Here is a 22793-nt window from a genome sequence, read left to right on the forward strand (position 1 = left end):
GTTCACGCTAGGGGGGTGGCCCGCCGGCCCCGGCCCCCGGCTCAGGCTGGCGCTCCCGCAGGGCCGCCAGCAGGGCGCGGCGACGGCGGCGCCAGGTCAGGCCGCTGTAGGTGAGCAGGCCCCCGCCCACCAGCAGCGCCGGCAGGGCCTGGAGCCGGTCGGAGCCCTGGCGCAGGAGCAGGGCCAGCAGGGCCAGCAGGATCAGCAGCGGCGCCGAGAGCGCCAGCAGGGCCCGCTTCACGGGCGGGAGCCGGCGCCGTCCGGCTGGCCGGCACGGGCTTCGATCCAGCGCAGCAGGCTGAGGGTCAGCACCTGCACGCCCACGGCCAGGCAGTCCTCGTGAGGGGCAAAGCTGTTGCTGTGCAGGGGCGTGCAACCCTCCGGGCCCGCCACCCCCAGGCGGAACATCGTGCCCGGCGTGTCGCGCTGCAGTTCGGCGAAGTCCTCCGCGCCCAGGGAGGGCTGCTCCAGCCAGCGCACGTTGGCGCGGCCCAGCAGCTCCACACCGGCCTCCGCCACCAGCTCGGTGAGGGCGGGATCGTTGTGCACCGGCGGCGAGATGCAGCGGTAGCGCACCCGCGCCTCGCCGCCATGGCCGACGCAGAGGGCCTGCACCGTCTCCTCGATCCAGCCCGGCAGCTGGGCGTGCAGGTCCAGGTCGAGGCAGCGGACGGTGCCGAGCAGGCGCACGTGGTCGGCGATCACGTTGAAGGCCTTGCCCCCCTCGATCCGCCCGAAGCTCACCACCACCGGGTGGAGGGCATCGAGCCGGCGGCTGATCGCCTCCTGCAAACCGCTCACCACCCGCGCCGCGATCCAGATCGCATCGGTGCTCTGGTGGGGGCGGGCGCCGTGGCCGCCCTCGCCCAGCACCTCCACCTCCAGCTCCCCCGCCGCGGCCGTAAGGCTGCCGTTGCGCACGCCGATGCTGCCCACCGGCAGGCTCGGGAACACGTGCACGCCGAACAGGGCCTCCACCCCGTCCATGGCGCCATCCGCCAGCATCCAGGCGGCCCCCTGGGCCGTCTCCTCCGCCGGCTGCACCAGCAGCCGCACCCGGGCCGTGAGCTGGTCCGCCAGGGGCGCCAGCAGCCGCGCCACCCCCAGCCCCACCACGGTGTGGATGTCGTGGCCGCAGGCGTGCATCAGGCCCTGGTGCACGGAGGCGAAGGGCACGCCGCTGCGCTCCTCCACCGGCAGGGCGTCCATGTCCACCCGCAGGGCCACCAGCGGCACCCCCGGACCCTCGGGGCCCAGCTCGGCCAGCACGCCGGTGCGGCCCACGCCCTCGCGCACGCGCCAGCCCAGGCCGCGGAGCTCGCCGGCCACCAGGGCGGCGGTCTGGTGTTCGTTGCCGCTCAGCTCGGGGTGGGCGTGGATGTGGCGCCGCAGGGCGATCAGCTCCGGCAGGGCCGCCGCCAGGGCCGAGTCCAGGCCATGGCGCTGCCAGGGACTCCCCATGCCCGCGCCGGCGGTACCGGCAACCGGCGCCTGGCCGGCGGGCACCGGGGCAACGGGCACCGGAGCGGCAGGGACCTGGGCGGCGGGAACCTTGGCGGCGGGGGTCATCGGCTGGCCAGGGCGAGGAAATCCTCGAGGGCCTGCACCGGCTGCGGGGGCCAGCGCCGACTCTCAAGGAGCCATTCTGGCTGCCGATACCGGGGATCGAGGCCGGAGGCGGCGGCCCAGTGGCTCTCGGCCTCGCCGCCGGCGCCGCGGCGCCAGAGCAGGGCCGTGAGGCCGGCCCGGGCATCGGCGAACAGGGGGTAGCGGCGGATCAGGTTGCGCAGCTGCCGCTCGGCCTCCTCCAGCTCGCCCAGCTGGAAGGCGGCCAGGGCGGCGCTGGAGCGGGCCATGGCGAAGCCCGGGCGGGCCTCGGCCGCCGCCGCGAAGCTGTCGCGGGCGGCCGGCCAGTCGCCGAGGGACCCCTGCACGTTGCCCAGGTTGTAGAGGGCCGAGGCATCGGGCGGGCGGCCCGCCGCCCCATCCCGCTCCAGGATCCAGCGGTAGTCCGCCGCCGCGGCCTGCCACAGCCCCAGGGACTCCTCGGCGGTGCCGCGGTTGAGGTGGGGATCGGCGCTGATCGGATCGAGCTCCATGGCGCGGCCCTGGTCGGCGATGGCGGCCTGGGGATCGCCGAGGGCCAGCCGCACGTTGCCGCGGTTGCTCCAGGCGGCGGCATCGTCGGGAGCGCGGGCGATCACCTGATCCCAGAGGGGCAGGGCATCGCCGAAGCGGCCGTCGCGGCTGGCCCGCAGGGCGCGATCGAACAGCTGGGGCAGGGGTTCGGCCAGGGGTTCGGAGCCGGAGCTGGGCGTGGCGGCCACCGCCATCGCGACAGGGCCGAAGGCCAGCAGCACCCCCAGGACCAGGGCCAGCAGGGAACCGATCACGCCGCCTCCAGGTGGGCCCGGCCGGCGTCGGTGATCACCCGGCCCCGGGGCGTGCGCTGCAGCAGGCCCTGCTGCAGCAGGAACGGCTCCACCACCGCCTCCAGGGTGGCCGGGTCCTCGCCCAGGCCGGCGGCCAGGGTGTCGAGGCCCACCGGGCCACCGCCGTAGCCCTCCAGCAGCAGGCTGAGCAGACGCCGGTCACTGGCGTCGAGGCCGCGGCCATCCACCCGGTGCAGGCTCAGGGCCTCATGCACCAGCTCGGCGCTGACGGAGCCATGGCCGTGCACGGCGGCCACATCGCGCACCCGCCGCAGCAGCCGGTTGGCGATGCGGGGCGTGCCGCGGCAGCGGCGGGCCACCTCCAGGGCGGCGGCGCCGTCGAGCTCCACCTGCAGCAGGGTGGCGGCCCGCTGCACGATCGCCTGCAGGTCGGCCAGGCCATAGAACTCCAGCCGCTGGATCAGCCCGAAGCGATCCCGCAGCGGCGAGCTGAGGGAGCCGGCGCGGGTGGTGGCCCCCACCAGGGTGAAGGGGGCAATCGGCAGGCTGCGGGTGCGGGCGGTGGTGCCCTTGCCCACGGTGAGATCGAGGCGGAAGTCCTCCATGGCCGGGTAGAGGATCTCCTCGGCCACCCGGTTGAGCCGGTGGATCTCGTCGATGAACAGCAGCTCGTGGGGCTGCAGGTTCACCAGCAGGCCCACGATGTCGCGGGGGCGCTCCAGGGCCGGGGCGCTGGTGATGCGGCAGCGCACCCCCAGCTCCTCGGCCAGCACCAGGGCCATGGTGGTCTTGCCCAGGCCCGGCGGGCCGTAGAGCAGCACGTGATCGAGGGCCTCGCCGCGGGCGCGGGTGGCCTCCACGGCGATGCCGAGCACCTGCTTGAGCTCGCTCTGGCCGATGTAGTCGGCCAGCCGCCGCGGCCGCAGGCTGTCCTCCCGCAGGATCGGCGCCTCGGGGGCCTCGTCGGCCCTGGTCTCGTCGGCCCTGGTCTCGTCGGCCGTGGCCTGGGGGGCCACCAGCCGCTCGGACGCCGCCGGCCCAGGCCCCGGGCGATCGCGGGCGCCATCAGCGGCGGCGCGGCCGCGGGGCGCCGCGGAACCCGAGGAGACAATCGCCATGGGCTGACGGTACCGGGGGATCCCTAGGGTCGGAAGATTCTGGGCGGATGGGCGGAGCGGCGATGGCGAAGGGCGGAGGCAAGACGAGCGCCAAGGCCCAGCGCGATGCCGCCAACAAGCTGCTGGCCGACAACCGCTTCGCGCGCCATCAGTACGAGATCCTCGAAACCCTCGAGTGCGGCATCGAGCTGCGCGGCACGGAGGTGAAGTCGATCCGGGCCGGCCAGTGCAACCTGCGCGACGGCTTCTGCCTGATCCGCAAGGGCGAACTGCAGCTGCACAACGTGCACATCTCGCCCCACAGCCACGCCGGCGCCTACTTCAACCACGACCCGCTGCGGGTGCGCAAGTTGCTGGCCCACGGCCGCGAGATCGAGAAGCTGCGCGTGGCCCTGGAGCAGAAGGGGCTCACCCTGATCCCGCTGAACCTGCACCTCAAGGGCTCCTGGATCAAGCTCACCATCGGCCTGGGCAAGGGCCGCAAGCTGCACGACAAGCGCCAGGAGGAGCGGCGCAAGCAGGACATCAAGGACGCCAAGGCGGCGATCGCCCGCCTGTAGAGCAGGGGTCAGGGCCCGCGGTCAGTTCACCGGCGGCGGCGGGCTCGGGGGCGTTGCCGGGGTCGCGGGGGCGGCCGGGGCCGGCTGGGCCGGCGCGGCGGGGCTGGCCGGCGCGGGCTGGGCCTGGGGTTGCGCGGGATCGGCGGGCTGGGCGGTGCTGCCGGCGGGGGGCAGGGCCGCCTCCCCCGGGCGGGCCGTGGCCTCCGGCGCCGCCGGATCCACCCGCAGCGACAGGGTGATCAGGGCCGGCGCCACGCCGTCGTTGGTCACGAGCAGCTGCACGGGCGAGCCGGCCACCCGGGCGAGGCTGACCACCCGCAGCGGCCCCTTGGCCTCGAGCACGCCGCCGTCGGCGCCGAACACGCTCATCTGCATCAGCGGCGAGCCGTTCACCCCCAGCACCAGGCGGGTGCCAGGGGTGAGGCGGATCGGGAACAGGCGGGCGCCGCCGGCATCCACCTGGGCCGACACCACATTGGTCTGGCCGAGGCGGGTCTGGATCGGCTCGATGCGCACGTTGGCCAGGCCCTGCTCGGCGGCCGCATACCAGAGCTGGCGGAAGGGCTCGGGCGGGATGTCGCCGGCGGAGCGGCCGGGCAGCAGGTTCTGGGCGCTGCCCGACACCAGCTGGCGCAGCACCTCGGCGCTGAGGCCGCGGGCCACCAGGGCCGCCTGGCGCTTCTGCCAGTCGCCGGCGGTGAAGCTGCCCAGGCGGGTGCGGATCTCCAGGGGCAGCTGCTCCACCCGGCTGATCCACTCCTGGGCCAGCTCGTTCCAGATCTTGCGCAGGGGGGCGTCGTCGAGGGAGTCGTTGGGCAGGCGGCCGCCCCGCTCCGGGAACTGGGCCAGCAGGCTGGCATCCACCAGCTTGAGGAACCAGCCGCGGTCGATCTGCAGGGCCCGCAGCCGGTTGAGCAGCTGCTGGCGCTGGTCCACCTCCGCCGGCGGCAGGCTGCTGGGCAGCTGCAGACCGCTGCCCGGCTCCGTGGTGGCCACCCGCCCGCGGCTGAGCACCAGCCAGCCCAGGGCCGTGCCCAGCACGGCGGAGATCACCAGCGCCAGCACCACGGGCCAGAGCCGCCCCTCCGCCGCCTCCTCGCGCTCCTCCTGGCGGCTGCGCAGCGGCGGCTGGGCGAGGGGGGTGGGGGCCGCCACGGCAACCGGGGGCAGCTCGGGAGCCCCAGCGGTGGCGGGTGCCTCGCCAGGCGACGGCGGTGGGGCCGATGGCTGCGCTGGGGCCGCCGACTCGGCGGGGGGGGCGGGCGGCACCCCTGGGGCAACGTCCCCACCCTGGACCGGCTCCGGCAGGGGAGCCTGGGGCACCAGCACCACGGTGCGATCGGCGCGGGGCACCGGCCCCGTGCTGTCGGGCATGGGCAGCTGCTGCAGGGCCTGCAGCGCGGAGCCTGCCGAGGGGTAGCGGCGGCCGGGGTCGCTGGCCAGCAGCGGCTCCAGGGCCGCCTGCAGGGCGGGCTCGCCATCGAGGGCGGCGGGCCAGCGCCACTCCAGGGTCACCGGATCGAGCAGCTCGGCCGGCTCGTCGCCGCTGAGCAGCACCAGGGCCACCACCCCCAGGCCGTAGAGGTCCATCCAGGGCTCGGCCGGTTCGCCGCGGCCCAGCTCCGGAGCGCCGTAGCCGGGGGTGACGCCGGCGGCCGTGGCACCGTGGCCCCGCACCAGGCCGAAATCCAGCAGCACCGGCAGCCCGTCGCGTTCGCGGCGCAGCAGGTTGGCGGGGGTGAGATCCCCGTGCAGCAGCTCCTGGCTGTGCAGCACCGCCAGCACCGGCAGCAGCTGACGCAGCAGCAGCAGCACCTCGCCGGCGCCGAACACGAGCTGGCGCTGGCGCCGGGCCTCCAGCAGCTCGGCGTAGGTGCGGCCGTCCTGCCACTCCCGCACCAGCCAGAGGGCTCCGTCGGCCTCGATCAGCCCGCCGAAGCGCGGCACCTGGGGATGCAGCACCCCCTGCAGCCGCGGCCAGAGCTCACGCACCTGGGCCTGCAGCTGGGGCTGCTCGGCCCCCAGCTGGCGCAGCACCACCGGCGCCCCGCCCGCCAGCTGGTCGCTGGCGCGCCAGAGCACCCCCTGGCTGCCGCGGGCCAGTTCCGCCTCGAGGCGGTAGCGCTCGCCGATCACCTCACCCAGCACGGCGCCGCTCACGACTGGCGCACAGGTTGCCGAAGCCCCTTGGCCGCCAGCCAGTCGTGGTCATAGAGCCGTGACCGGTAGCGATCGCCGCTGTCACACAGCACGGTCACGATGGTGTGGCCGGGGCCGAGGCGCCGGGCGGTCTCCACCGCCGCGGCCACGTTGATGCCCACCGAGCCGCCCAGAAACAGGCCCTCCTGCCACAGCAGCCGGTAGATGGTGTCGAGGGCCTGCTGGTCGTCGATGCGCACGGCGTCATCCACCGGGGCACCCTCCAGATTGGCGGTCACGCGGCTGTTGCCGATGCCCTCGGTGATCGAGCTGCCCTCGCTGGCCAGTTCACCGGTCCTGGCCCAGCTGTAGAGCGCGCTGCCGTGGGGATCGGCCAGCACGCAGCGCACCGCGGGGTTCTGGTCCTTCAGATACAGGGCCACGCCGGCGTACGTCCCGCCGGTGCCGGTGGCCGCCACCCAGGCATCCACCTGGCCCCCCGTCTGCTGCCAGATCTCCGGGCCGGTGGAGTTGTAGTGGGCGCGGCGGTTGGCGAGGTTGTCGAACTGGTTGGCCCACACGGCGCCGGGGGTCTCGGCGGCGATGCGGCCGGAGAGGCGCACGTAGTTGTTGGGGTCGCGGTAAGGCACCGCCGGCACCGTGCGCACCTCGGCGCCGAGGCTGCGCAGCAGGCCGATCTTCTCGGCCGACTGGGTGTCCGGGATCACGATCAGGGCCCTGTAGCCGCGGGCATTGCAGAGGTGGGTGAGGCCGATGCCGGTGTTGCCGGCGGTGCCCTCCACCACGGTGCCGCCGGGCTGCAGCAGCCCCTGCTCCTCGGCCTCCTGCAGGATGCCCAGGGCCGCCCGATCCTTCACCGAACCGCCGGGGTTCATGAACTCGGCCTTGCCGAGGATCTCGCAGCCCGTGAGCTCGCTGAGGGCCTGGAGCCGGATCAGGGGCGTGTGGCCGACCGCGCCGACGAAGCCTGCGGTGATGCCGGTGGTCCGGGCCTGGCTGCTGGCGGTGGAACTGGCCGGTGTGCTGGCAACCATGCGGTCGGTGCCCACGTTCTGCTGTGGCGCGATCGTAGGGGCGCTGATGGGACCGCTCCAGAGCCCTAGGGTCTGCCCAGACACACCGCCCCGATGGCGCTCCCGCCCGCCGCCGCCCTGCTGCCCCGGGTGCGGCGGATCCGTGGGCGCAGCGAGGCCCTGATCGCCGGCCTCGAACCGGAAGACCTCTGCCTGCAGGGCATGGCCGAGGCCAGCCCTGCCAAGTGGCATCTGGGCCACACCAGCTGGTTCTTCGAGGAGTTCCTGCTGCGGGGGCGGGCGGCAGGGGATCAGCCCGGCCGCGGGCCGATCCCGGCCTATGAACCCGCCGACGAGCGCTGGCGCTACCTCTTCAACAGCTACTACGAGGCGGTGGGGCCGCGGCAGCCGCGGCCGCAGCGGGGCCTGCTCACCCGACCGCCGATCGCCGACGTGCTGGCCTGGCGCCAGCGGGTGACGAACGCCCTGGAGGCCCTGGTGGAGCAGCTGGAGGCCGCGGGCGATGCCGCCGGCCTGGCCCTGGTGGAACTGGGCCTGCAGCACGAGCAGCAGCACCAGGAGCTGCTGCTGATGGACCTGCTCGACGGCTTCAGCCGCAACCCCCTGGAGCCGGCGGCCTGGCCGCTGGAGGGGGAGGAGGAGCCGGGGCACCAGGCGCCCATCAGTCCCGAGCTGGCCTATCTGGGCAGCTGGGCGGCGGCCGGCGGCGCCATGGCCCCGGCCCGCCCGAGCTGGATCCAGGTGGCGGGAGGGCTGGTGGAGATCGGCCACCCGGGTGGCGGCGGCGGCCCCGACGCCTCGCCCGGCGACTTCCACTTCGACAACGAGGCGCCCCGCCACCGCGTCTGGCTGGAACCCTTCGCGATCGCAGAGCGGCTGGTGAGCAACGGCGACTTCGCCGCCTTCATCGCCGACGGCGGCTACCAACGCCCGGAGCTGTGGATGAGCGAGGGCTGGGCGGCGGTGCAGCAGCGGGGCTGGCGGGCGCCGCGCTACTGGCGGGGCGACTGGGAGTTCAGCCTCGCGGGCCGAAGGCCGCGGCCGCCGGAGGCGCCGGTGCGGCACCTGAGCTGGTTTGAGGCCGATGCCTACGCCCGCTGGGCCGGGGCCCGGCTCCCCAGCGAGGCGGAGTGGGAGGTGGCCGCCGCCGCCGGCCTGCCCCAGGCCTTCGGGAGCCTCTGGCAGTGGACCGCCAGCCCCTACCGGCCCTACCCGGGCTTCGCACCGGCGGCGGGCGCCATCGGGGAATACAACGGCAAGTTCATGACCTCCCAGTTCGTGCTGCGCGGCAGCTGCTTCCTGACCCCCGAAGGCCACGCCCGGCTCACCTACCGCAACTTCTATCCACCGGCGAGCCGCTGGATGGCCAGCGGCCTGCGGCTGGCGGGCGATGCCTGACCTGCTCGACCTGCACCCGGCGCCGGCCGATGTGCGCCGGCTGGTGATCGAGGGCCTCAGCCGCAGCCCGAAGCAGCTGCCGGCCTGGTTCCTGTACGACGCCGAAGGTTCGCGCCTGTTCGACCTGATCTGCCAGCAGCCCGAATACAGCCTCACCGCCACCGAAACAGCCCTGCTGGAGGCGCAGGCCCCGGCCATCACCGCGGCCCTGGGCCCCGGCACCCTGGTGGAGTTCGGGGCGGGCAGCGCCCGCAAGGTGAGTCCGCTGCTGGAGGCGATCGAGGCCGCCGGGCGGACACCGGCCTACATGGCGCTCGACATCAGCGCCGAGCACCTGCAGGAGGCCTGCGGCCGGCTGCAGCGGCGCCATCCCGCCGCGGCGATCGCGGGCATCTGCTGCGACTACAGCCAGCTGCAGGCCCTGCCGGAGCACCCGCTGCTGAGCGGCAGCGCCCATCTGGGCTTCTTCCCCGGCAGCTCCCTGGGCAACTTCGAGCCGGCGGCGGCCTGCGCGCTGCTGCGTCAGTTCCGGCGGCTGCTGGGCCCCGGCGGCACGCTGCTGATCGGCATCGACCAGCCCAAGCCGGTGGATCGGCTGGAGGCCGCCTACAACGATGCCGCCGGCATCTCGGCCGCCTTCGCCCTCAACCTGCTGGCCCGGCTCAACCGGGAGCTGGCGGGGGATTTCGATCCAGCCGCCTTCCGCTACAGGGCCCGCTGGATCCCACAGGCCAGCCACATCGAGATGGCCCTGGTGAGTGAGCGGGAGCAGACGGTGACCCTGGCGGGACAGCGCTGGACCTTCGCGGCGAGCGAGGCGCTGATCACCGAAACCAGCGCCAAATATGACCCTGAGGCCTTCCTGACGCTGGCGGCCGCCGCCGGCTGGCGGGGGGCGCAGCGCTGGAGCGATCCGGCCGGCGATCTGAGCCTGCACCTGCTGGTGCAGGCAGACTCTGGGAACTGAACGGCGCCGCGGGAGAAGCCATGTCGAGGGAAGACCAGCGCCGTGCCGTGCGCGAGCTGCGCGAGGGCCTGATCGCCCAGCTGGAGGAGCTCTACATGCAGGCCTTCGACCGGGTCGCCGGCCAGGATCTTGGGGAGGGCGGCATCGCCCGGCTCACCCAGCTGCTGCTGCGCTCCCGCGAGGCGGCGATCACGCCGCTGCAGGAGGAGATCGAGGCGCCGCTGATCACCCGCGCGCCGGATCCGGCCCCATGAGCACCGGCACGGATCCCGGCGAGGCGGCGGGCTGGTTTGAACGGCTGGAGGCCCAGCTGGAGCAGCAGCTTGAGGCCTTCCTGGCCGCCAACCCGGCCCAGGAGGCCCTGCTGCGCGAACAGGAACAGCAGGAACGCCAGCAGCGGCTCAAGCGCCGGCGGCTGGAGCTGCGGGGCCAGGCCGAGCAGGCCCGCGCCGGGCTGTTGCAGCTGGCCGCCGAGATCGCCGAGTGGCAGCGGCGGGTGGAGCGGGCCCGGGCCGCCGGAGCCAGCGACCTGGCGGCCCGGGCAGACCAGCACCTCCATGGGCTGATGGCCCAGGGCCGCGACCGCTGGCAGGCCCTGGGCGAGCTGGGCAGCCAGTTCCGCCAGGTGGAGCAGGAGCTCGACGCCCTGGCCCAGGCGGCAGCGAGCCAGGCGCAGGGGAACCCCCAAGCCGAAGGAGCAAGCACCGACCGGTCCCAGCCCGATCGAGCCCAGGCGGATCGGGCACAGTCCGATCCTGCCGATCTGGAGCAGGCCTGGGCGCGCTTTGAAGCGGAACAGGAGCTGGAGCAGCTACGCCGCCGCCAGGGCTGAAGGGGTGGGGGCTGAAGTCAGCCCTTGGGCGCCGGCGGCACCAGGCTCACGCCCTCGGGCGGCGGGGTGGGGTCGGGATCGGCGATCAGCATGTGCTGGAGCACGATCTCCGGGCGTTCACTGTCGCGCCAGCGGATCCGGTAGGCCGGCATCTTGGTGCCCCGGCTGGTGGTCTGCTCCACTGGCTCCATCACCCATCCCCGGCGGGAACGGCCCTGGGGGTTGCGCTTCACCACCGCGTCCGCGTGCTTGAAGCGAAAACCGACGCGCTCACCGCTCATGGATGGGGGAGATTGCCTACTGTGATCGATTATCCCATTGCGGCCGGCCGCGGCTCCTGGCGCGCTTCAGCCCGCGCCTCTGGACGCAGCAGCGGGAAGGCAATCACGTCGCGGATCGAGGGGCTGTCGGTGAGCAGCATCACCAGCCGGTCGATGCCGATACCCAGACCGCCCGTGGGGGGCATGCCCACCTCCAGGGCGTGCAGGAAGTCCTCATCCACCGTCTGGGCCTCGTCGTCGCCGGCGGCCTTGCGCTCCTGCTGGGCCTCCAGGCGCTGGCGCTGATCCACCGGATCGATCAGCTCGCTGAAGGCATTGGCCGTCTCGCGGCCCACGATGAACAGCTCGAAGCGCTCCACCAGCCCCGGCTTGCTGCGGTGGGCGCGGGCCAGGGGTGAATTCTCCACCGGGTAATCGAGCACGAAGGTGGGCTGGATCAGATCCGCCTCCACCCGCTGCTCAAAGGCCTCCACCAGCAGCCGGCCCACGGAATCCGCCAGGGCCGGCACCTCCAGCCCCTTCGCCTGCATCGCCGCGGCGGCCTCGTCGCGGCTGCTGAAGCCGGTGAAGTCCAGCCCCGTGGCGTCCTGAACCAGCTCGTGCATGGTGGCCCGGCGCCAGGGGGGCGTGAGGTCGATCTCGGTGCCCTGGTAGCTGATCCGGGTGCTGCCGCACACCTGCTGGCACACGTGGGCGATCAGCTGCTCGGTGAGCGCCATCATGTCGGTGTAATCGGCGTAGGCCTGGTAGATCTCCACCGACGTGAACTCGGGGTTGTGGCGCGTGCTCACCCCCTCGTTGCGGAAGATCCGGCCCAGCTCGTACACCCGCTCGAAGCCGCCCACCACCAGCCGCTTGAGGTGCAGCTCCGTGGCGATCCGCAGCGTCAGCGGCAGATCCAGGGCGTTGTGGTGGGTCTCGAAGGGCCGGGCATCGGCGCCGCCGGGCTGGCTCTGCAGCACGGGGGTCTCGATCTCCAGGAAGTCGCGCTCATCCAGCCAGCGGCGCATGGCGCTCACCGCCAGGGCCCGGCGCCGGAAGGTCTCGCGGGTGTCGGGCGAAACGATCAGATCCAGGTAGCGCTGCCGGTAGCGCTTCTCCACATCGGCCAGGCCATGCCACTTGTCCGGCAGGGGCTGGAGGGCCTTGGTGAGCATGGTCCAGCCCGTCACCTTCACCGAGAGCTCGCCCCGGTCGGTGCGGCGCAGGCTGCCGTGCACGCCGATCAGATCGCCGGCATCCACTAGGGAGGTGAGGTGGGCGAAGGCGTCGGGGTCCTCGGGCATCGACGCGGCGAGGGTGGCCTTCTCGATGAACAGCTGGATCGGGCCGCTCTCATCGGCCAGGGTGAAGAAGGCGAGCTTGCCCATCACCCGGCGGGTCATCACCCGACCGGCCACGGCCACGGCCACGTCGCGCTCCTGGCCGTTGGGCAGGTCGGCGTGGTCGTGCTGCAGGGCAGCGGTGCGGTGGGTGGGCTCGAAGCGCAGGCCGTAGGGGCCCTGGCCCAGGGCGGCGAGGGTCCGGGCTTTCTCCAGGCGGGTCTCGCGCAGCTCCGACAAGGCTCCAGGGGTCTCAGCTGGGAGCCATCCTGCAGGAACGCCGGAACCCGGAGCTCATGCCCGGCCGGGGCCAGACGGGACCGCTCAGACCGCCGTGGCCAGGGCGGGATCGCCCACCCGCTGGGAGGCGTAGCCGGTGCCGCGCACCGTGAGGATCAGCTCCGGGTTGCGGGGGTCGGGCTCGAGCTTGCCCCGCAGCCGGGCCACGTACACGTCCACCACCCGCAGATCGGCGGCACGGCGGGGGGGATAGCCCCAGAGCTGCTCGAGGATCTCGGCCCGGGGCACCACCCGCCCCGGCTCCCGGAACAGCAGCTCCAGCAGGCTGAATTCGGTGTAGGTGAGGCCAATGCGCTCACCGTCGCGGGTCACCTGGCGGCGGTTGGTGTCCACCACCAGATCTCCCACCCGCAGCACGCCCTGGCCCGCCGGCACGTCGCGGGGCTCGGCGCCGGCGGAGCCGCGGCCCACCCGCCGCAGGATCGTGGCGATGCGGGCCTCGAGCTCCTTGGGGCTGAAGGGCTTGGGCAGGTAGTCGTCGGCGCCGAGATCCAGGCCCGCCACCCGCTCGGCGATGGCATCGAGGGCCGAGAGGAAGATGATCGGCACGCAGGATTCCGCCCGCAGCCGCCGGCACACCGCGAAGCCGTCCAGCTTCGGCAGCATCACATCGAGCACCACCAGATCGGGCTGCTCCTTGTGGAACAGGGCCAGGGCCTCCTCGCCGTCCTCGGCGCACACCACCCGGTACCCCGCCAGCTGCAGGCGCATCACCAGCACCCGCCGCACCGCCGCCTCGTCGTCCACCACCAGCAGGGTGGCCCGGTGCTCGGCCTGGCCCGGCCCCTCGTCGTTCTCGCCCACGCCCTGACCGCTCACGCCTCGCCCGGTCCGCTCAAGACCATGCCGGGAAAGATCCTCCAGGGGCATGGGCACAGAGGGATGAAGAAGCGCAACACTACCGCTCACACAGGGCCCCACGCGCCGCCAGCGCGGTGCGAAACAGCCCCAATCCCGAACTCTTAAGGTTTTCTTTGGGCTGACTCTTATCAGCCCAGCGGGTGTGTGCCTACCGCAGCCCGCTGCGCGACGCTGCGTGCGGCGCACACCCGCTGGGCTGGCCGGAGAGGGAGCTGGGGCATGGAAGGGCGGGCGCGGCGGGTCTTGGGGAATTAGGGCCAGCGGGAGGTGGCGTAGGCGTTCCACTGGCGTTCGGCTTCGGCCAGGGCGGCGTCGCTGCTGAGCTGACCGAGCATGGCCCGCTGCAGCTGGGTGTAGACGATGGCCTGCAGGCGTTTCACGCCGGGGCTGGCGGGGACCAGCACCCGGGCGCGCTCGAGGGTGTCGGCGGAGAGCAGGCGGGCCTGCTGCACCAGGGCCTCGTCGGGGCTGGCGGGGCGCTCGCGGCGCAGGCCGGCCTCCAGCTGGCGCAGGGCGCCTTTCGAGGAGGGCAGCACCCGGGCCTGCTCGGCAAAGCGGGCCTGGTTGGTGGCGTCGGTGAGGAACAGGGCGAAGCTGAGGGCCTCCCTGGGGAGCCGGGTCTGCTTGGGCACCGCCAGGTTCATCACCGCCACGTTGGCGTCGCCCGAGGCGCCGGTGAGCGGCGGGAAGGGGCGGGTGACGGCGGCGATGCGGGGGGCGTTGGTCTGGATGCTGCGCAGGAACTCGGCGCCGCTGCCCACCTGGGCCAGCTCACCGCTCTGATACAGCTCGATGGCGCGGCGGTAGCCCTGGCTCACCACCTCGCGGGGCAGCAGGCCGCGGCGGTAGAGGTCGGTCCAGAAGGCGAAGGCGCGGCGGCCCGCCGGGCTGTTGAAGGCGGCCCGCTGGCGCCCGTCCAGCAGGGTCACCCCCATCTGCACCATCGACTCCAGCAGCTCGGCCGAGTCGTCGGGCACCACGGTCACGAACAGGGCGTAGCGGCCGGTCTTGCGCTTCACCGCCTCGGCGTAGGCCGGCACCTCCTGCCAGCGGCGCGGCGGTGCCGTGTAGCCCGCCTGCCGCAACAGACCCGTATTGGCCAGGGTGATCCGCACCGTGAGGTACCAGGGCACGGTGAACTGCTGGGGCCGGCCGTCGGGGCCGGCGCTGCGGCCCGCCTGCCAGAGCCGGGGCAGGTAGCTGGCCTCGGCGCCGGGGGGCAGCAGCGGATCGAGGGGCAGCAGGCCACCCTTGCTGGCCAGGTTGGCGGCGAACAGGGGGTTGAGGTTCACCACATCCGGCGCGGTGCGGGCGAACACGGCGGCCAGCAGCTTGCGCTCCACCGAGCCCCAGGGCACGTCGGTCCACACCACGTCCACATCCGGGTGCTGGCGCTCCCAGGCGGCAATGGCGCCGTTGATGGTGTCGTTGAACTTGGGGGCCAGATCCAGGGTCCACACCTGCAGCTGGCGCCGCTCGACCCTGGGCCGGCCGCAGCCCGCCAGGCCCAGGGCCGCAGCCGCCAGCACGAGGGCGGAACTCAGGGCAACGAATCGGAAGGGGCGACGGAGGGCCATGGAGTCAGTTCCGCAGCGACACCTGCTGGCGCCAGAACAACAGCAGCAAGGAGCAGACCAGCGGCGCCAGCAGGGCCGTGATCAGCCCCTGGGCCAGGAGGGTGTGCAGGCCGGAGAGCCGCACCGCCCCCGCGCTCCAGCCCCCCAGCCCGGGCAGGCCCAGCTGCAGCAGCAGACTGGCACCCAGCAGCAGGCTGCCGAGGGCCGCCAGCAGCCCCAGGCTGAAACTGCGCTCGATCGGGGGGCCGTTGCGGCCCAGCCGGCCCCACCACCAGCCCAGCAGCGCCAGGGCCGGAACCTGGCTGGCACCGCCCAGCTGCAGGCCATCGAGGGCCATTCCCAGGGCCAGGCCCGCCACGGCGCCGGAGCGGGGCCCGTCCACCAGGGCCCAGGGCAGCAGCCACAGCACCGCCCAGCTGGGCCCCACCCCGCCGATCGTCAGCAGCCCGGGTGCAGCCAGGGTGAGCAGCGGCACCGACAGGCCCGTGGCACCGCACCAGAGCTGGGCAGACAGGCGGGCCATGGCTCAGGCCCCGGCGCGGCGGGGCACCACCTGCACCCAGTCGACGGCGTCGAGGGGGGCGCTGAGCTGCACCACGGCCTCGGGGGCCGGCACGGCCTGGTCGTTCACGGTCTGGATCACACCCACGGTCACGTTGGCGGGCAGCAGGGTGCTGGCGGGGGAGGTGGACACCACGTCGCCGGGCCGCACACCCGTGTCCTTGTCGAGGAAGTGGAGCACAGGGCGGGCCGTGCCCTGGCCGATCAGCAGGCCATGGCGCTGGGTGCGGCCCACCCAGACCCCCACCTGGCTGCCGGGGTCGGTGAGCAGGCGCACCCGGGCGGTGCTGGGGGTCACGCTGTGCACCACACCCAGCAGACCGCCGGGCCCGAGCACCGCATTCCCCGCGGCGAGGCCCTCGAGCTGCCCCTTGCCCAGCTCCAGCTGCTGCCACCAACCGCCGGCGTCGCGGGAGATCACCGGGGCCGTGACGGCCTCGCCGCGGCTGCGCTGCAGATCCAGCAGCCCCCGCAGGCGCCGGTTGTCCTGCTCCAGCTGGGCCAGGCGCGTCTGGTCCGAGAGCCCACTGGCGGCCTTGATCCAGTCCCCCTGGGCGGTGCCGGGCCAGAAGGGCCGGCTCAGCAGGGCGTAGGCATCGGTGAGGAAGGCCCCCTTGCTCAGCCGCACCCCCACCAGGGCCAGCACCAGCAGCCACCAGGGCCAGGCCTGCAGCAGCTTCTGCAGGGTGGGGACGCGGGGCAGGCGCCCGTTCATGGGGTTCAGATCGACTGCCGGGCGAAGTCGGGCGTGTCGAGCACGCGCTCGAGGCGCTTGTAGTCCTCCAGCACGCGGCCGCAGCCGTTGACCACGCAGAGCAGCGGATCCTCGGCCACGTGCACCAGGATGCCGGTCTCGTGGCTGATCAGGTCGCTGATGCCGCGCACCTGGGCGCCGCCGCCGGCCAGCATGATGCCGCGGTCCACGATGTCGGCGGCCAGCTCGGGCGGGGTGCGCTCCAGGGTGCGCTTCACGGCCTCCACGATCACGTTGAGGGGCTCGGCCATCGCCTCGCGGATGTCGCCGGCCCGCACGTTGATGGTGCGGGGCAGGCCGGAGAGCAGGTGCAGGCCGCGCACGTCCATGGACGTGTTGTCGTGGGCGTCGTCGGGGAAGGCCGAGCCGATGCGGATCTTGATGTCCTCGGCGGTGCGCTCGCCCACCACCAGGTTGTGCACCTTCTTGAGGTACACGCCGATGGCGTCGCTGAGCTCATCGCCCGCCACCCGCACCGACTCGCTGAGCACGGTGCCGCCGAGGCTGAGCACGGCCACCTCGGTGGTGCCGCCGCCGATGTCCACGATCATCGTGCCCACGGGCTCGGTCACCGGCAGGCCGGCGCCGATGGCGGCCGCCACCGGCTCATCGATCAGGTGCACGGTGCGGGCGCCGGCCAGGCCGGCCTCGCGCACGGCACGGCGCTCGACGCCGGTGACGCCGCTGGGGATGCCGATCACCAGGCGGGGCGCCACGATGCCGCGGCCCTCGTTGGCCTTCTGGATGAAGGTCTTGATCATCTGCTCGGCGGCGTCGAAGTCGGCGATGACGCCATCGCGCAGGGGCCGCACGGCACGGATGTTGCCGGGGGTGCGGCCGAGCATCAGCTTGGCCTCGTCACCCACCGCCAGGGGCACGCCGCGCTCGAGATCCAGGGCCACCACCGAGGGCTCCTGCAGCACGATGCCCTTGCCGGACACATAGATCAGGGTGTTGGCCGTTCCCAGATCGATGCCGATGTCACGGGAGAGCTGGAAACGTCGAAAGAACACGGAGCAGCCACCAAGCGGGGCGAATCATAGGAGGGGCCTCCACGGCGGCCCCGACCAGACCCCCTGACCAGGCCCGCGGTACAACCGGGCCCGGCGGTGGAACTCTCTGGAGGCGACGCCCGGAGCGGGTGGCGCATCATTGACCAACCGAACATCCAGGAGAACGCCATGGGCGTCAATTCCGTGACCCTCGTCGGCCGGGCCGGCCGCGACCCCGAAGTCCGCTACTTCGAATCCGGCAGCATGGTGGCGAACCTCACCCTCGCTGTGAACCGCCGCAGCCGCGACGACGAGCCCGACTGGTTCAACCTCGAGATCTGGGGCAAGCAGGCCCAGGTGGCCGCCGACTACGTCCGCAAGGGCTCGCTGCTGGGGATCATCGGCAGCTTCAAGCTCGACCGCTGGACCGACCGCGCCAGTGGCGAGGAGCGCAGCAAGCCCGTGGTGCGGGTCGACCGGCTGGAACTGCTCGGCTCCAAGCGCGACGCCGAGGGCGGCGGCTTCGGCGGCGGCGGCGGCAGCTTCGGGGGCAGCGGCGGCTTCGGCGGCGGCGAGCCCAGCGACGAGGAAGTGCCGTTCTGAGGCCACCCCGGGCCGAGGCGCCCTGAAGGGGAGCGTCACCCCAGGCCGATCCCTGGGGCCTCCCCGTCGACTTCGCCAGGCGTCAGCGGGACTCGCCCGGCAGCCGTCAGTGGGAGTTGTTGCGCTTGTTCCAGGTGCGCAGCCCCAGCCAGACGGCGAAGCCGGCCACGGCCAGCACCAGCAGCACCTTCACGGCCTTGGCCACCGGCTCGATCCAGTGCTCCACGTTGGTGTAGCCCTCACCGAGGGCCAGGCCCGCCAGGGTGAGCAGCAGGGTCCAGATCAGGCTGCCCGCGGTGGTCCAGATCAGAAACGGCGTGAAGGGCATCATCTCGATGCCCGCCGGCACTGAGATCAGCGTGCGGATGCCGGGCACCAGCCGGCCCCAGAACACCAGGGCCGTGCCGTAGCGGGAGAACCAGTCGCGGCTGCGGTGCAGCTCCTGGGGGCTGATGCCGATCCAGCGGCCATGGCGCTCGAGCCATTGCTCGATGCGCTGCTCATTGATCAGCCGGCCGATGCCATACCAGGGCAGGGCCCCCAGCACCGTGCCGAACAGGCCCGCCAGCACCACCGGGATCAGGGCCAGCTGGCCCTGCTGCACATAGAAGCCCCCCAGGGGCATGATCAGCTCCGAGGGAATTGGCGGGAAGAGGTTCTCCAGGAACATCGCCGCGAAGATGGCGCCATAGCCCAGCAGGGGATTGGCCTCCACGGCCGAACCGATCAGCTGCGGCAGCTGCTGCACCAGTTCAGTGATCCCCATCGCGGTTCCTGCTTGCTGCGCTGATTGTCCGGCATCGATCCTGAAGCCCCCAGCCGAACCGCCCCAACCAGGGCCACAACAAAGCCCTGCCGCTCCCGCCCGCCGGGCCTGCCAACCAAGACAAAGCAAGGACCCCACCCCACCAGCAGTGCGGCGGCAGCGGGATCCCAACGTCAGAGCACGAGCCTCACCCATGCCCCAAGCCATCCCTGGCGGGAGCTGTCCGGGGCAGGCGTCACGCAGTGGGCCTGCCCCGGACAGCTCCCGTCAGGGAGCACCAACTCAATAGCGGTAGTGGTCGAGCTTGTACGGCCCCTCCACCGGCACGTTGATGTAGGCGGCCTGCTCGGCGGTGAGCTCGGTGAGCTTGGCGCCGATCTTGTCGAGGTGGAGACGGGCCACGGCCTCATCCAGGTGCTTGGGCAGCACGTACACCTCCTTGCCGTACTGATCACCCTTGGTGAACAGCTCGATCTGGGCCAGCACCTGGTTGGTGAAGGAGTTGCTCATCACGAAGCTGGGGTGGCCGGTGGCGCAGCCCAGGTTCACCAGCCGACCCTCGGCCAGCAGGATGATCTTGTTGCCGGAGGGCAGCACGATGTGATCCACCTGGGGCTTGATGTTGTCCCAGGGGTACTGCTTGAGCGACGCCACATCGATCTCGTTGTCGAAGTGGCCGATGTTGCAGACGATCGCCTGATCCTTCATCTGGATCAGGTGCTCGTGGCGGATCACCCGGAAGTTACCGGTGGCCGTCACGAAGATGTCCACATCACCCACCACGTCGTCGAGACGGACGACGCGGTAGCCCTCCATCGCCGCCTGCAGGGCGCAGATCGGATCGATCTCGGCGATCATCACGGTGGCGCCGAGGCCCCGCAGCGACTGGGCCGAACCCTTGCCCACATCGCCGTAGCCCAGCACCAGGGCCACCTTGCCGGCCACCATCACGTCGGTGGCGCGCTTGATGCTGTCGACCAGCGATTCGCGGCAGCCGTAGAGGTTGTCGAACTTGCTCTTGGTGACCGAGTCGTTGACGTTGATCGCCGGGAAGGGCAGCTCGCCGCTCTTCTGCAGCTGATAGAGACGGGCCACGCCGGTGGTGGTCTCCTCGGTGACGCCCTGGATGTTGGCGTGGATGCGCGAGTAGAAGCCGGGCTGGGCCGCCAGCTTCTGGCGGATGGAGTTGAAGAGGGCGGTCTCCTCCTCGTTGGAGGGGTTGTCGAGCACGGAGAGATCCTGCTCGGCCTTGGTGCCCAGGATCACCAGACCGGTGGCATCGCCGCCGTCGTCGAGGATCATGTTGGGCGTGCCGCCATCGCCCCACTCGAGGATGCGGTGGGTGAAGGCCCAGTACTCATCCAGGGTTTCGCCCTTGTAGGCGAACACGGGCACACCGGCGGCGGCGATGGCCGCAGCGGCGTGGTCCTGGGTGGAGAAGATGTTGCAGCTGGCCCAGCGCACCTCGGCGCCGAGGGCCACCAAGGTCTCGATCAGAACGGCGGTCTGGATCGTCATGTGCAGGGAACCCGCGATGCGGGCGCCCTTGAGGGGCTGCTCGGCGCCGTACTTGGCCCGCAGGGCCATCAGGCCGGGCATCTCGGTTTCGGCGATCGCCATCTCCTTACGGCCGAAGTCGGCCAGGCCGAGGTCGGCGATCACGTACGACGACGTGGTCTGCAGCGCGGGGCTGGCAGAGACTGGGGCGGGGGTGACCACCATGGTTGGACGCGTAGGGTTGGGGTGTGGATGCAGGAAGACCCCAGCGTCATCAGAGAAGACGTCAGGGATGCTGATGCTCCAGCTCCGCCGGTCAATTCCAGCCTGGAGAGGGAGTGTTGTGCAATATCTGCAGAGACGCCGAGGCTTCGGGCTCGCTTGAGGCCAATCTACCGGAATGGAATCCCGCAACGTGTTCTTGGCCGATGCGGCCGCCACTCAGGCCCTAGGCCGTGAGCTGGCAGAGCAATGGCTGACGGCTGCCGCCGCCGCCCAAGGCACGGGTGCCACGCCGGCCATCCTGCTGCTGGAGGGTGATCTGGGGGCAGGCAAGACCTGCCTGGTGCAAGGCATCGCTGAGGGCCTCGGCATCCCGGAAGCCATCACCAGCCCCACCTTCGCCTTGGCTCATCATTACGGTGAGACGTGGGGAAGGAGATCAGGACACGCCTTGGTGCACCTCGACCTCTACCGCCTAGAGCTGCCGGCCGCAGCCGACGAACTCTTCGCCCAAGAGGAGGAGGAGGCCTTGGCGCTCGGGGCCCTGCTGGCGGTGGAATGGCCCTGCAGGCTGAGCTTCAGACCCGAACGGGCGTGGAGGATCAAGCTCTCATTGGCCTGGAGTGGCGATCCGGCGAGTGGTCGCCTGGCCCTGGTGGATCAGCCCGGGCTTCCGTAGACCTCGCGCGCCTTCCACATCTGTCGATAGTCAGTCGTTGGCAGTCCGAGCTCTTCGACCCCACCCACCTTCTGCTTATTGCGGAGGCAGATAATATTTCCCTGTTCATCCAGAATCGCCATATTGAGATGGCTCATGGCTGGGGTCAGGGCTCTGACGGTGTAAAAGCGACAACCGGAAGTGGACACCTCTTCACATGCATCGGCCAATAGTCTGGGACCGGTGATACTGACTGGCGTAGGGCCATAATAGCGCGCTTGGACCCGTTCGACTATTAACTCTAGAGCCTTACCGAAAAGGGGCTCTCCTGGCCGCGCTGCAAGCAGGCCATTGTAGATATTCGGCTTTTTTATTCCATAACTCAGACAGGCATTTTCCTGATCCACCAGAGGTGGAAGTGGATTCAGGAATTGCATGGAGATATCAGCATAAACTCCCCCGTAAACATAGAGAAGAGCATAGCGGGCAATGTCGGACTTGAAGGCGTGTGGACGGACACTGTCGTATGCCTTGAGGACGGCACGATCGAGCCTGGCCGCCAAGACCTCGCGGATATCCTGGTCGCCAAGCAGATAGTGCGTACCCGAGCATGCCCGACAATGATCCTTAAACGATGCGATGTGACGAGCCAAGGGCGCCGACACTTGCGATTCGCAACTATGCTTTTGAATATAGATACTGAAAAGACTGTTATTCATGGCCCGATCATTGATTTAGGGGGCGTTGCCGATTCGTTCGATTGTCCTGCGAGGAAGTCTGTCACGGTCTGCTCGATCGGCTGGGGATCGATCGCGCCCGAGCCCTGACACACCAGGGCGCCGCAGGCGCTGGCGAAGCGGATGGCGGCCTGCAGGCGCGGCCCATCGTCCGCCGCGGCCCGCAGCAGGTCGGGCTCCAGGCAGAGCCGATGCAGCAGCCCGGCCAGGAACGCATCGCCCGCACCGGTGCTGTCGACCACGGGCACCGCGAAGGCCGGCAACGCTCCCGCCTGGTCGCCGAAGCACCAGGCCACCGGCGCGCTGCCATCGGTCACCACCACGGCGGGCCGCTGGGGCAGGGCGGCGCGGATGGCCGCGGGATCCCGGCTGGCGAACAGCCACGTGGCCTCCTCGGCCGCCAGCTTGAGCAGGGCGGCCCGCTCCAGCAGGGGCCGGATCCGCGCCGTCGCCACCGCCGATGGGCCCGCCGTCGCCGCTGCGCACCCATCCCAGAAGGTGGGCCGCCAGTTCACATCCACCGCCAGCGCCACCCCCGCGGCCGCGGCCCGCTCCAGCGCCAGCTGCAGGGCACCGGCCGCCGGCGGGCTGGCGAGGGGAATCGTGCCCACCAGCAGCCAGGCGGCCTGGGGCATCAGCCGCTGCAGCGGTTCGGTCAGGGCCTCGGCGGCCAGGGCCTGGTCGGCGAAGACCGCGTCAGCCACGCCGCCGCCGGCACCGCCATCCCGGCCGCCCGCAAAGCCCTGAAAGTGGCGCTCTCCCGAGGCGTCGCGCCGCACCAGCACCACGCGGCTGGGCCGCTCCCCATCCCACTGCAGGCCCGAGACCTCCACCCCGCGCCGGGCGAACAGCTCGGCAAACGCCGCGCCGATGGCGTCGCGCCCCAGGCGGCCGAGGAAGGCCACGGGCGTGCCCAGCTGGGCCAGGGCACAGGCCACGTTGGCGGGGGCTCCCCCCAGGCGGTCGTCGAGCTGATCGGCCGGCGCGGTGGCCGGATCGCCGCCGGGCGGCCCCAGCCGATCCAGAAGGGCTTCCCCCAGACAGATCACCTGGGGAGGCTGCACTGCTGAGGGGATGACCGAAGACAGAACTCGGGCATTCATCCAGACGGATCGGAACTGCGGTCAGCCTGCAGCCACTCCGACGGCGCGGCAACGAGACAGAGCCAGCTGCGTACCTCATAATGGGGATCCAAGGGCC

The 22793-nt window shown here is 71.9% G+C and carries 24 protein-coding genes; 7 read left to right on the forward strand and 17 right to left on the reverse strand.

What is annotated here, in order from left to right:
• Window positions 1–7: 7 nt before the first annotated feature.
• The 4 genes from ACLV7J_RS12665 to ruvB form a co-directional block, all read right to left on the reverse strand.
• Window positions 8–241 (reverse strand): DUF3188 domain-containing protein, encoded by a 234-nt coding sequence (locus tag ACLV7J_RS12665; RefSeq protein ID WP_411869433.1) that lies wholly within the window; start codon window positions 239–241, stop codon window positions 8–10.
• Window positions 238–1461, reverse strand: coding sequence for an amidohydrolase (locus ACLV7J_RS12670; RefSeq protein ID WP_411869458.1), 1224 nt, complete (start codon window positions 1459–1461; stop codon window positions 238–240). Before ACLV7J_RS12670 ends, ACLV7J_RS12665 begins: the two co-directional genes overlap by 4 nt.
• A gap of 104 nt (window positions 1462–1565) precedes the next feature.
• Window positions 1566–2333 carry a tetratricopeptide repeat protein gene (locus ACLV7J_RS12675; RefSeq protein WP_411869459.1) on the reverse strand — a complete coding sequence of 256 codons (768 nt, stop codon included), beginning with the start codon at window positions 2331–2333 and terminating at the stop codon, window positions 1566–1568.
• 56 nt (window positions 2334–2389) lie between these two features.
• Window positions 2390–3511 (reverse strand): Holliday junction branch migration DNA helicase RuvB, encoded by a 1122-nt coding sequence (ruvB, locus tag ACLV7J_RS12680; RefSeq protein ID WP_411869434.1) that lies wholly within the window; start codon window positions 3509–3511, stop codon window positions 2390–2392.
• A gap of 62 nt (window positions 3512–3573) precedes the next feature.
• Here ruvB and smpB point away from each other — a divergent pair, with 62 nt between their 5' ends.
• The gene (gene smpB / locus ACLV7J_RS12685; protein ID WP_255128497.1) at window positions 3574–4071 is read left to right on the forward strand and encodes an SsrA-binding protein SmpB; all 498 of its coding nucleotides are present in this window, start codon (window positions 3574–3576) and stop codon (window positions 4069–4071) included.
• Window positions 4072–4092: 21 nt separating this feature from the next.
• Here smpB and ACLV7J_RS12690 read toward each other — a convergent pair whose 3' ends face one another.
• Window positions 4093–6231: a serine/threonine protein kinase gene (locus tag ACLV7J_RS12690; protein WP_411869435.1), complete on the reverse strand. Its 2139-nt coding sequence runs from the start codon at window positions 6229–6231 to the stop codon at window positions 4093–4095.
• Window positions 6228–7265, reverse strand: a complete 1038-nt coding sequence (locus tag ACLV7J_RS12695) for a cysteine synthase A (protein ID WP_411869436.1) — start codon at window positions 7263–7265, stop codon at window positions 6228–6230. Before ACLV7J_RS12695 ends, ACLV7J_RS12690 begins: the two co-directional genes overlap by 4 nt.
• A gap of 93 nt (window positions 7266–7358) precedes the next feature.
• Between ACLV7J_RS12695 and egtB the strand changes: the two genes are divergently transcribed.
• From egtB to ACLV7J_RS12715, 4 genes are read left to right on the forward strand one after another with little or no spacing between them, the layout of a single operon-like run.
• Entirely contained in the window at window positions 7359–8663 is a 1305-nt protein-coding gene (gene egtB / locus ACLV7J_RS12700) for an ergothioneine biosynthesis protein EgtB (protein WP_411869437.1), read from the forward strand.
• A complete protein-coding gene (gene egtD, locus ACLV7J_RS12705) occupies window positions 8656–9630 on the forward strand; it encodes an L-histidine N(alpha)-methyltransferase (protein ID WP_411869438.1) in 975 nt (324 codons plus the stop codon). Before egtB ends, egtD begins: the two co-directional genes overlap by 8 nt.
• A gap of 20 nt (window positions 9631–9650) precedes the next feature.
• Window positions 9651–9884, forward strand: coding sequence for a hercynine metabolism small protein (locus ACLV7J_RS12710; RefSeq protein ID WP_411869439.1), 234 nt, complete (start codon window positions 9651–9653; stop codon window positions 9882–9884).
• Window positions 9881–10462 carry a hercynine metabolism protein gene (locus tag ACLV7J_RS12715; protein WP_411869440.1) on the forward strand — a complete coding sequence of 194 codons (582 nt, stop codon included), beginning with the start codon at window positions 9881–9883 and terminating at the stop codon, window positions 10460–10462. Before ACLV7J_RS12710 ends, ACLV7J_RS12715 begins: the two co-directional genes overlap by 4 nt.
• A 17-nt stretch (window positions 10463–10479) precedes the next feature.
• On the opposite strand, the gene ACLV7J_RS12720 is transcribed toward ACLV7J_RS12715, so the two are convergent.
• The 7 genes from ACLV7J_RS12720 to ACLV7J_RS12750 all read right to left on the reverse strand — a co-directional run bounded on the left by ACLV7J_RS12720 (window position 10480) and on the right by ACLV7J_RS12750 (window position 17131).
• Window positions 10480–10743, reverse strand: coding sequence for a hypothetical protein (locus ACLV7J_RS12720; RefSeq protein WP_094591976.1), 264 nt, complete (start codon window positions 10741–10743; stop codon window positions 10480–10482).
• A 29-nt stretch (window positions 10744–10772) separates the two neighbouring features.
• Entirely contained in the window at window positions 10773–12305 is a 1533-nt protein-coding gene (gene lysS / locus ACLV7J_RS12725; RefSeq protein WP_411869441.1) for a lysine--tRNA ligase, read from the reverse strand.
• Window positions 12306–12389: 84 nt separating this feature from the next.
• A complete protein-coding gene (gene rpaB / locus ACLV7J_RS12730; RefSeq protein WP_411869442.1) occupies window positions 12390–13184 on the reverse strand; it encodes a response regulator transcription factor RpaB in 795 nt (264 codons plus the stop codon).
• Between the two features lie 293 nt (window positions 13185–13477).
• Complete coding sequence (locus tag ACLV7J_RS12735; protein WP_411869443.1) at window positions 13478–14803, reverse strand: extracellular solute-binding protein; 1326 nt, start codon at window positions 14801–14803, stop codon at window positions 13478–13480.
• A gap of 4 nt (window positions 14804–14807) precedes the next feature.
• Window positions 14808–15326 (reverse strand): rod shape-determining protein MreD, encoded by a 519-nt coding sequence (locus ACLV7J_RS12740; RefSeq protein WP_411869444.1) that lies wholly within the window; start codon window positions 15324–15326, stop codon window positions 14808–14810.
• A gap of 3 nt (window positions 15327–15329) precedes the next feature.
• Window positions 15330–16079: a rod shape-determining protein MreC gene (gene mreC, locus ACLV7J_RS12745; RefSeq protein WP_411869445.1), complete on the reverse strand. Its 750-nt coding sequence runs from the start codon at window positions 16077–16079 to the stop codon at window positions 15330–15332.
• A 5-nt stretch (window positions 16080–16084) separates the two neighbouring features.
• Window positions 16085–17131, reverse strand: a complete 1047-nt coding sequence (locus tag ACLV7J_RS12750) for a rod shape-determining protein (RefSeq protein WP_255128517.1) — start codon at window positions 17129–17131, stop codon at window positions 16085–16087.
• A gap of 168 nt (window positions 17132–17299) precedes the next feature.
• Between ACLV7J_RS12750 and ACLV7J_RS12755 the strand changes: the two genes are divergently transcribed.
• Window positions 17300–17713 carry a single-stranded DNA-binding protein gene (locus ACLV7J_RS12755; RefSeq protein ID WP_411869446.1) on the forward strand — a complete coding sequence of 138 codons (414 nt, stop codon included), beginning with the start codon at window positions 17300–17302 and terminating at the stop codon, window positions 17711–17713.
• 106 nt (window positions 17714–17819) lie between these two features.
• Here ACLV7J_RS12755 and ACLV7J_RS12760 read toward each other — a convergent pair whose 3' ends face one another.
• Both ACLV7J_RS12760 and ahcY read right to left on the reverse strand, forming a co-directional pair.
• Window positions 17820–18479, reverse strand: coding sequence for a DedA family protein (locus ACLV7J_RS12760; RefSeq protein WP_411869447.1), 660 nt, complete (start codon window positions 18477–18479; stop codon window positions 17820–17822).
• A 282-nt stretch (window positions 18480–18761) separates the two neighbouring features.
• Window positions 18762–20201, reverse strand: a complete 1440-nt coding sequence (ahcY, locus tag ACLV7J_RS12765) for an adenosylhomocysteinase (protein WP_411869448.1) — start codon at window positions 20199–20201, stop codon at window positions 18762–18764.
• Between the two features lie 175 nt (window positions 20202–20376).
• Here ahcY and tsaE point away from each other — a divergent pair, with 175 nt between their 5' ends.
• Complete coding sequence (gene tsaE, locus ACLV7J_RS12770; protein ID WP_411869449.1) at window positions 20377–20877, forward strand: tRNA (adenosine(37)-N6)-threonylcarbamoyltransferase complex ATPase subunit type 1 TsaE; 501 nt, start codon at window positions 20377–20379, stop codon at window positions 20875–20877.
• Here tsaE and ACLV7J_RS12775 read toward each other — a convergent pair.
• A complete protein-coding gene (locus tag ACLV7J_RS12775) occupies window positions 20859–21575 on the reverse strand; it encodes a glycosyltransferase family 32 protein (protein ID WP_411869450.1) in 717 nt (238 codons plus the stop codon). The two genes, tsaE and ACLV7J_RS12775, sit on opposite strands and share 19 nt — an antisense overlap.
• Window positions 21572–22696: a carbohydrate kinase family protein gene (locus tag ACLV7J_RS12780; RefSeq protein WP_411869451.1), complete on the reverse strand. Its 1125-nt coding sequence runs from the start codon at window positions 22694–22696 to the stop codon at window positions 21572–21574. The genes ACLV7J_RS12775 and ACLV7J_RS12780 overlap by 4 nt, the downstream gene beginning before the upstream one ends.
• Window positions 22697–22793 lie beyond the last annotated feature (97 nt).

The organism is Vulcanococcus limneticus LL, from assembly GCF_943369875.1.
Classification (GTDB): Bacteria; Cyanobacteriota; Cyanobacteriia; order PCC-6307; family Cyanobiaceae; genus Vulcanococcus; species Vulcanococcus limneticus_A.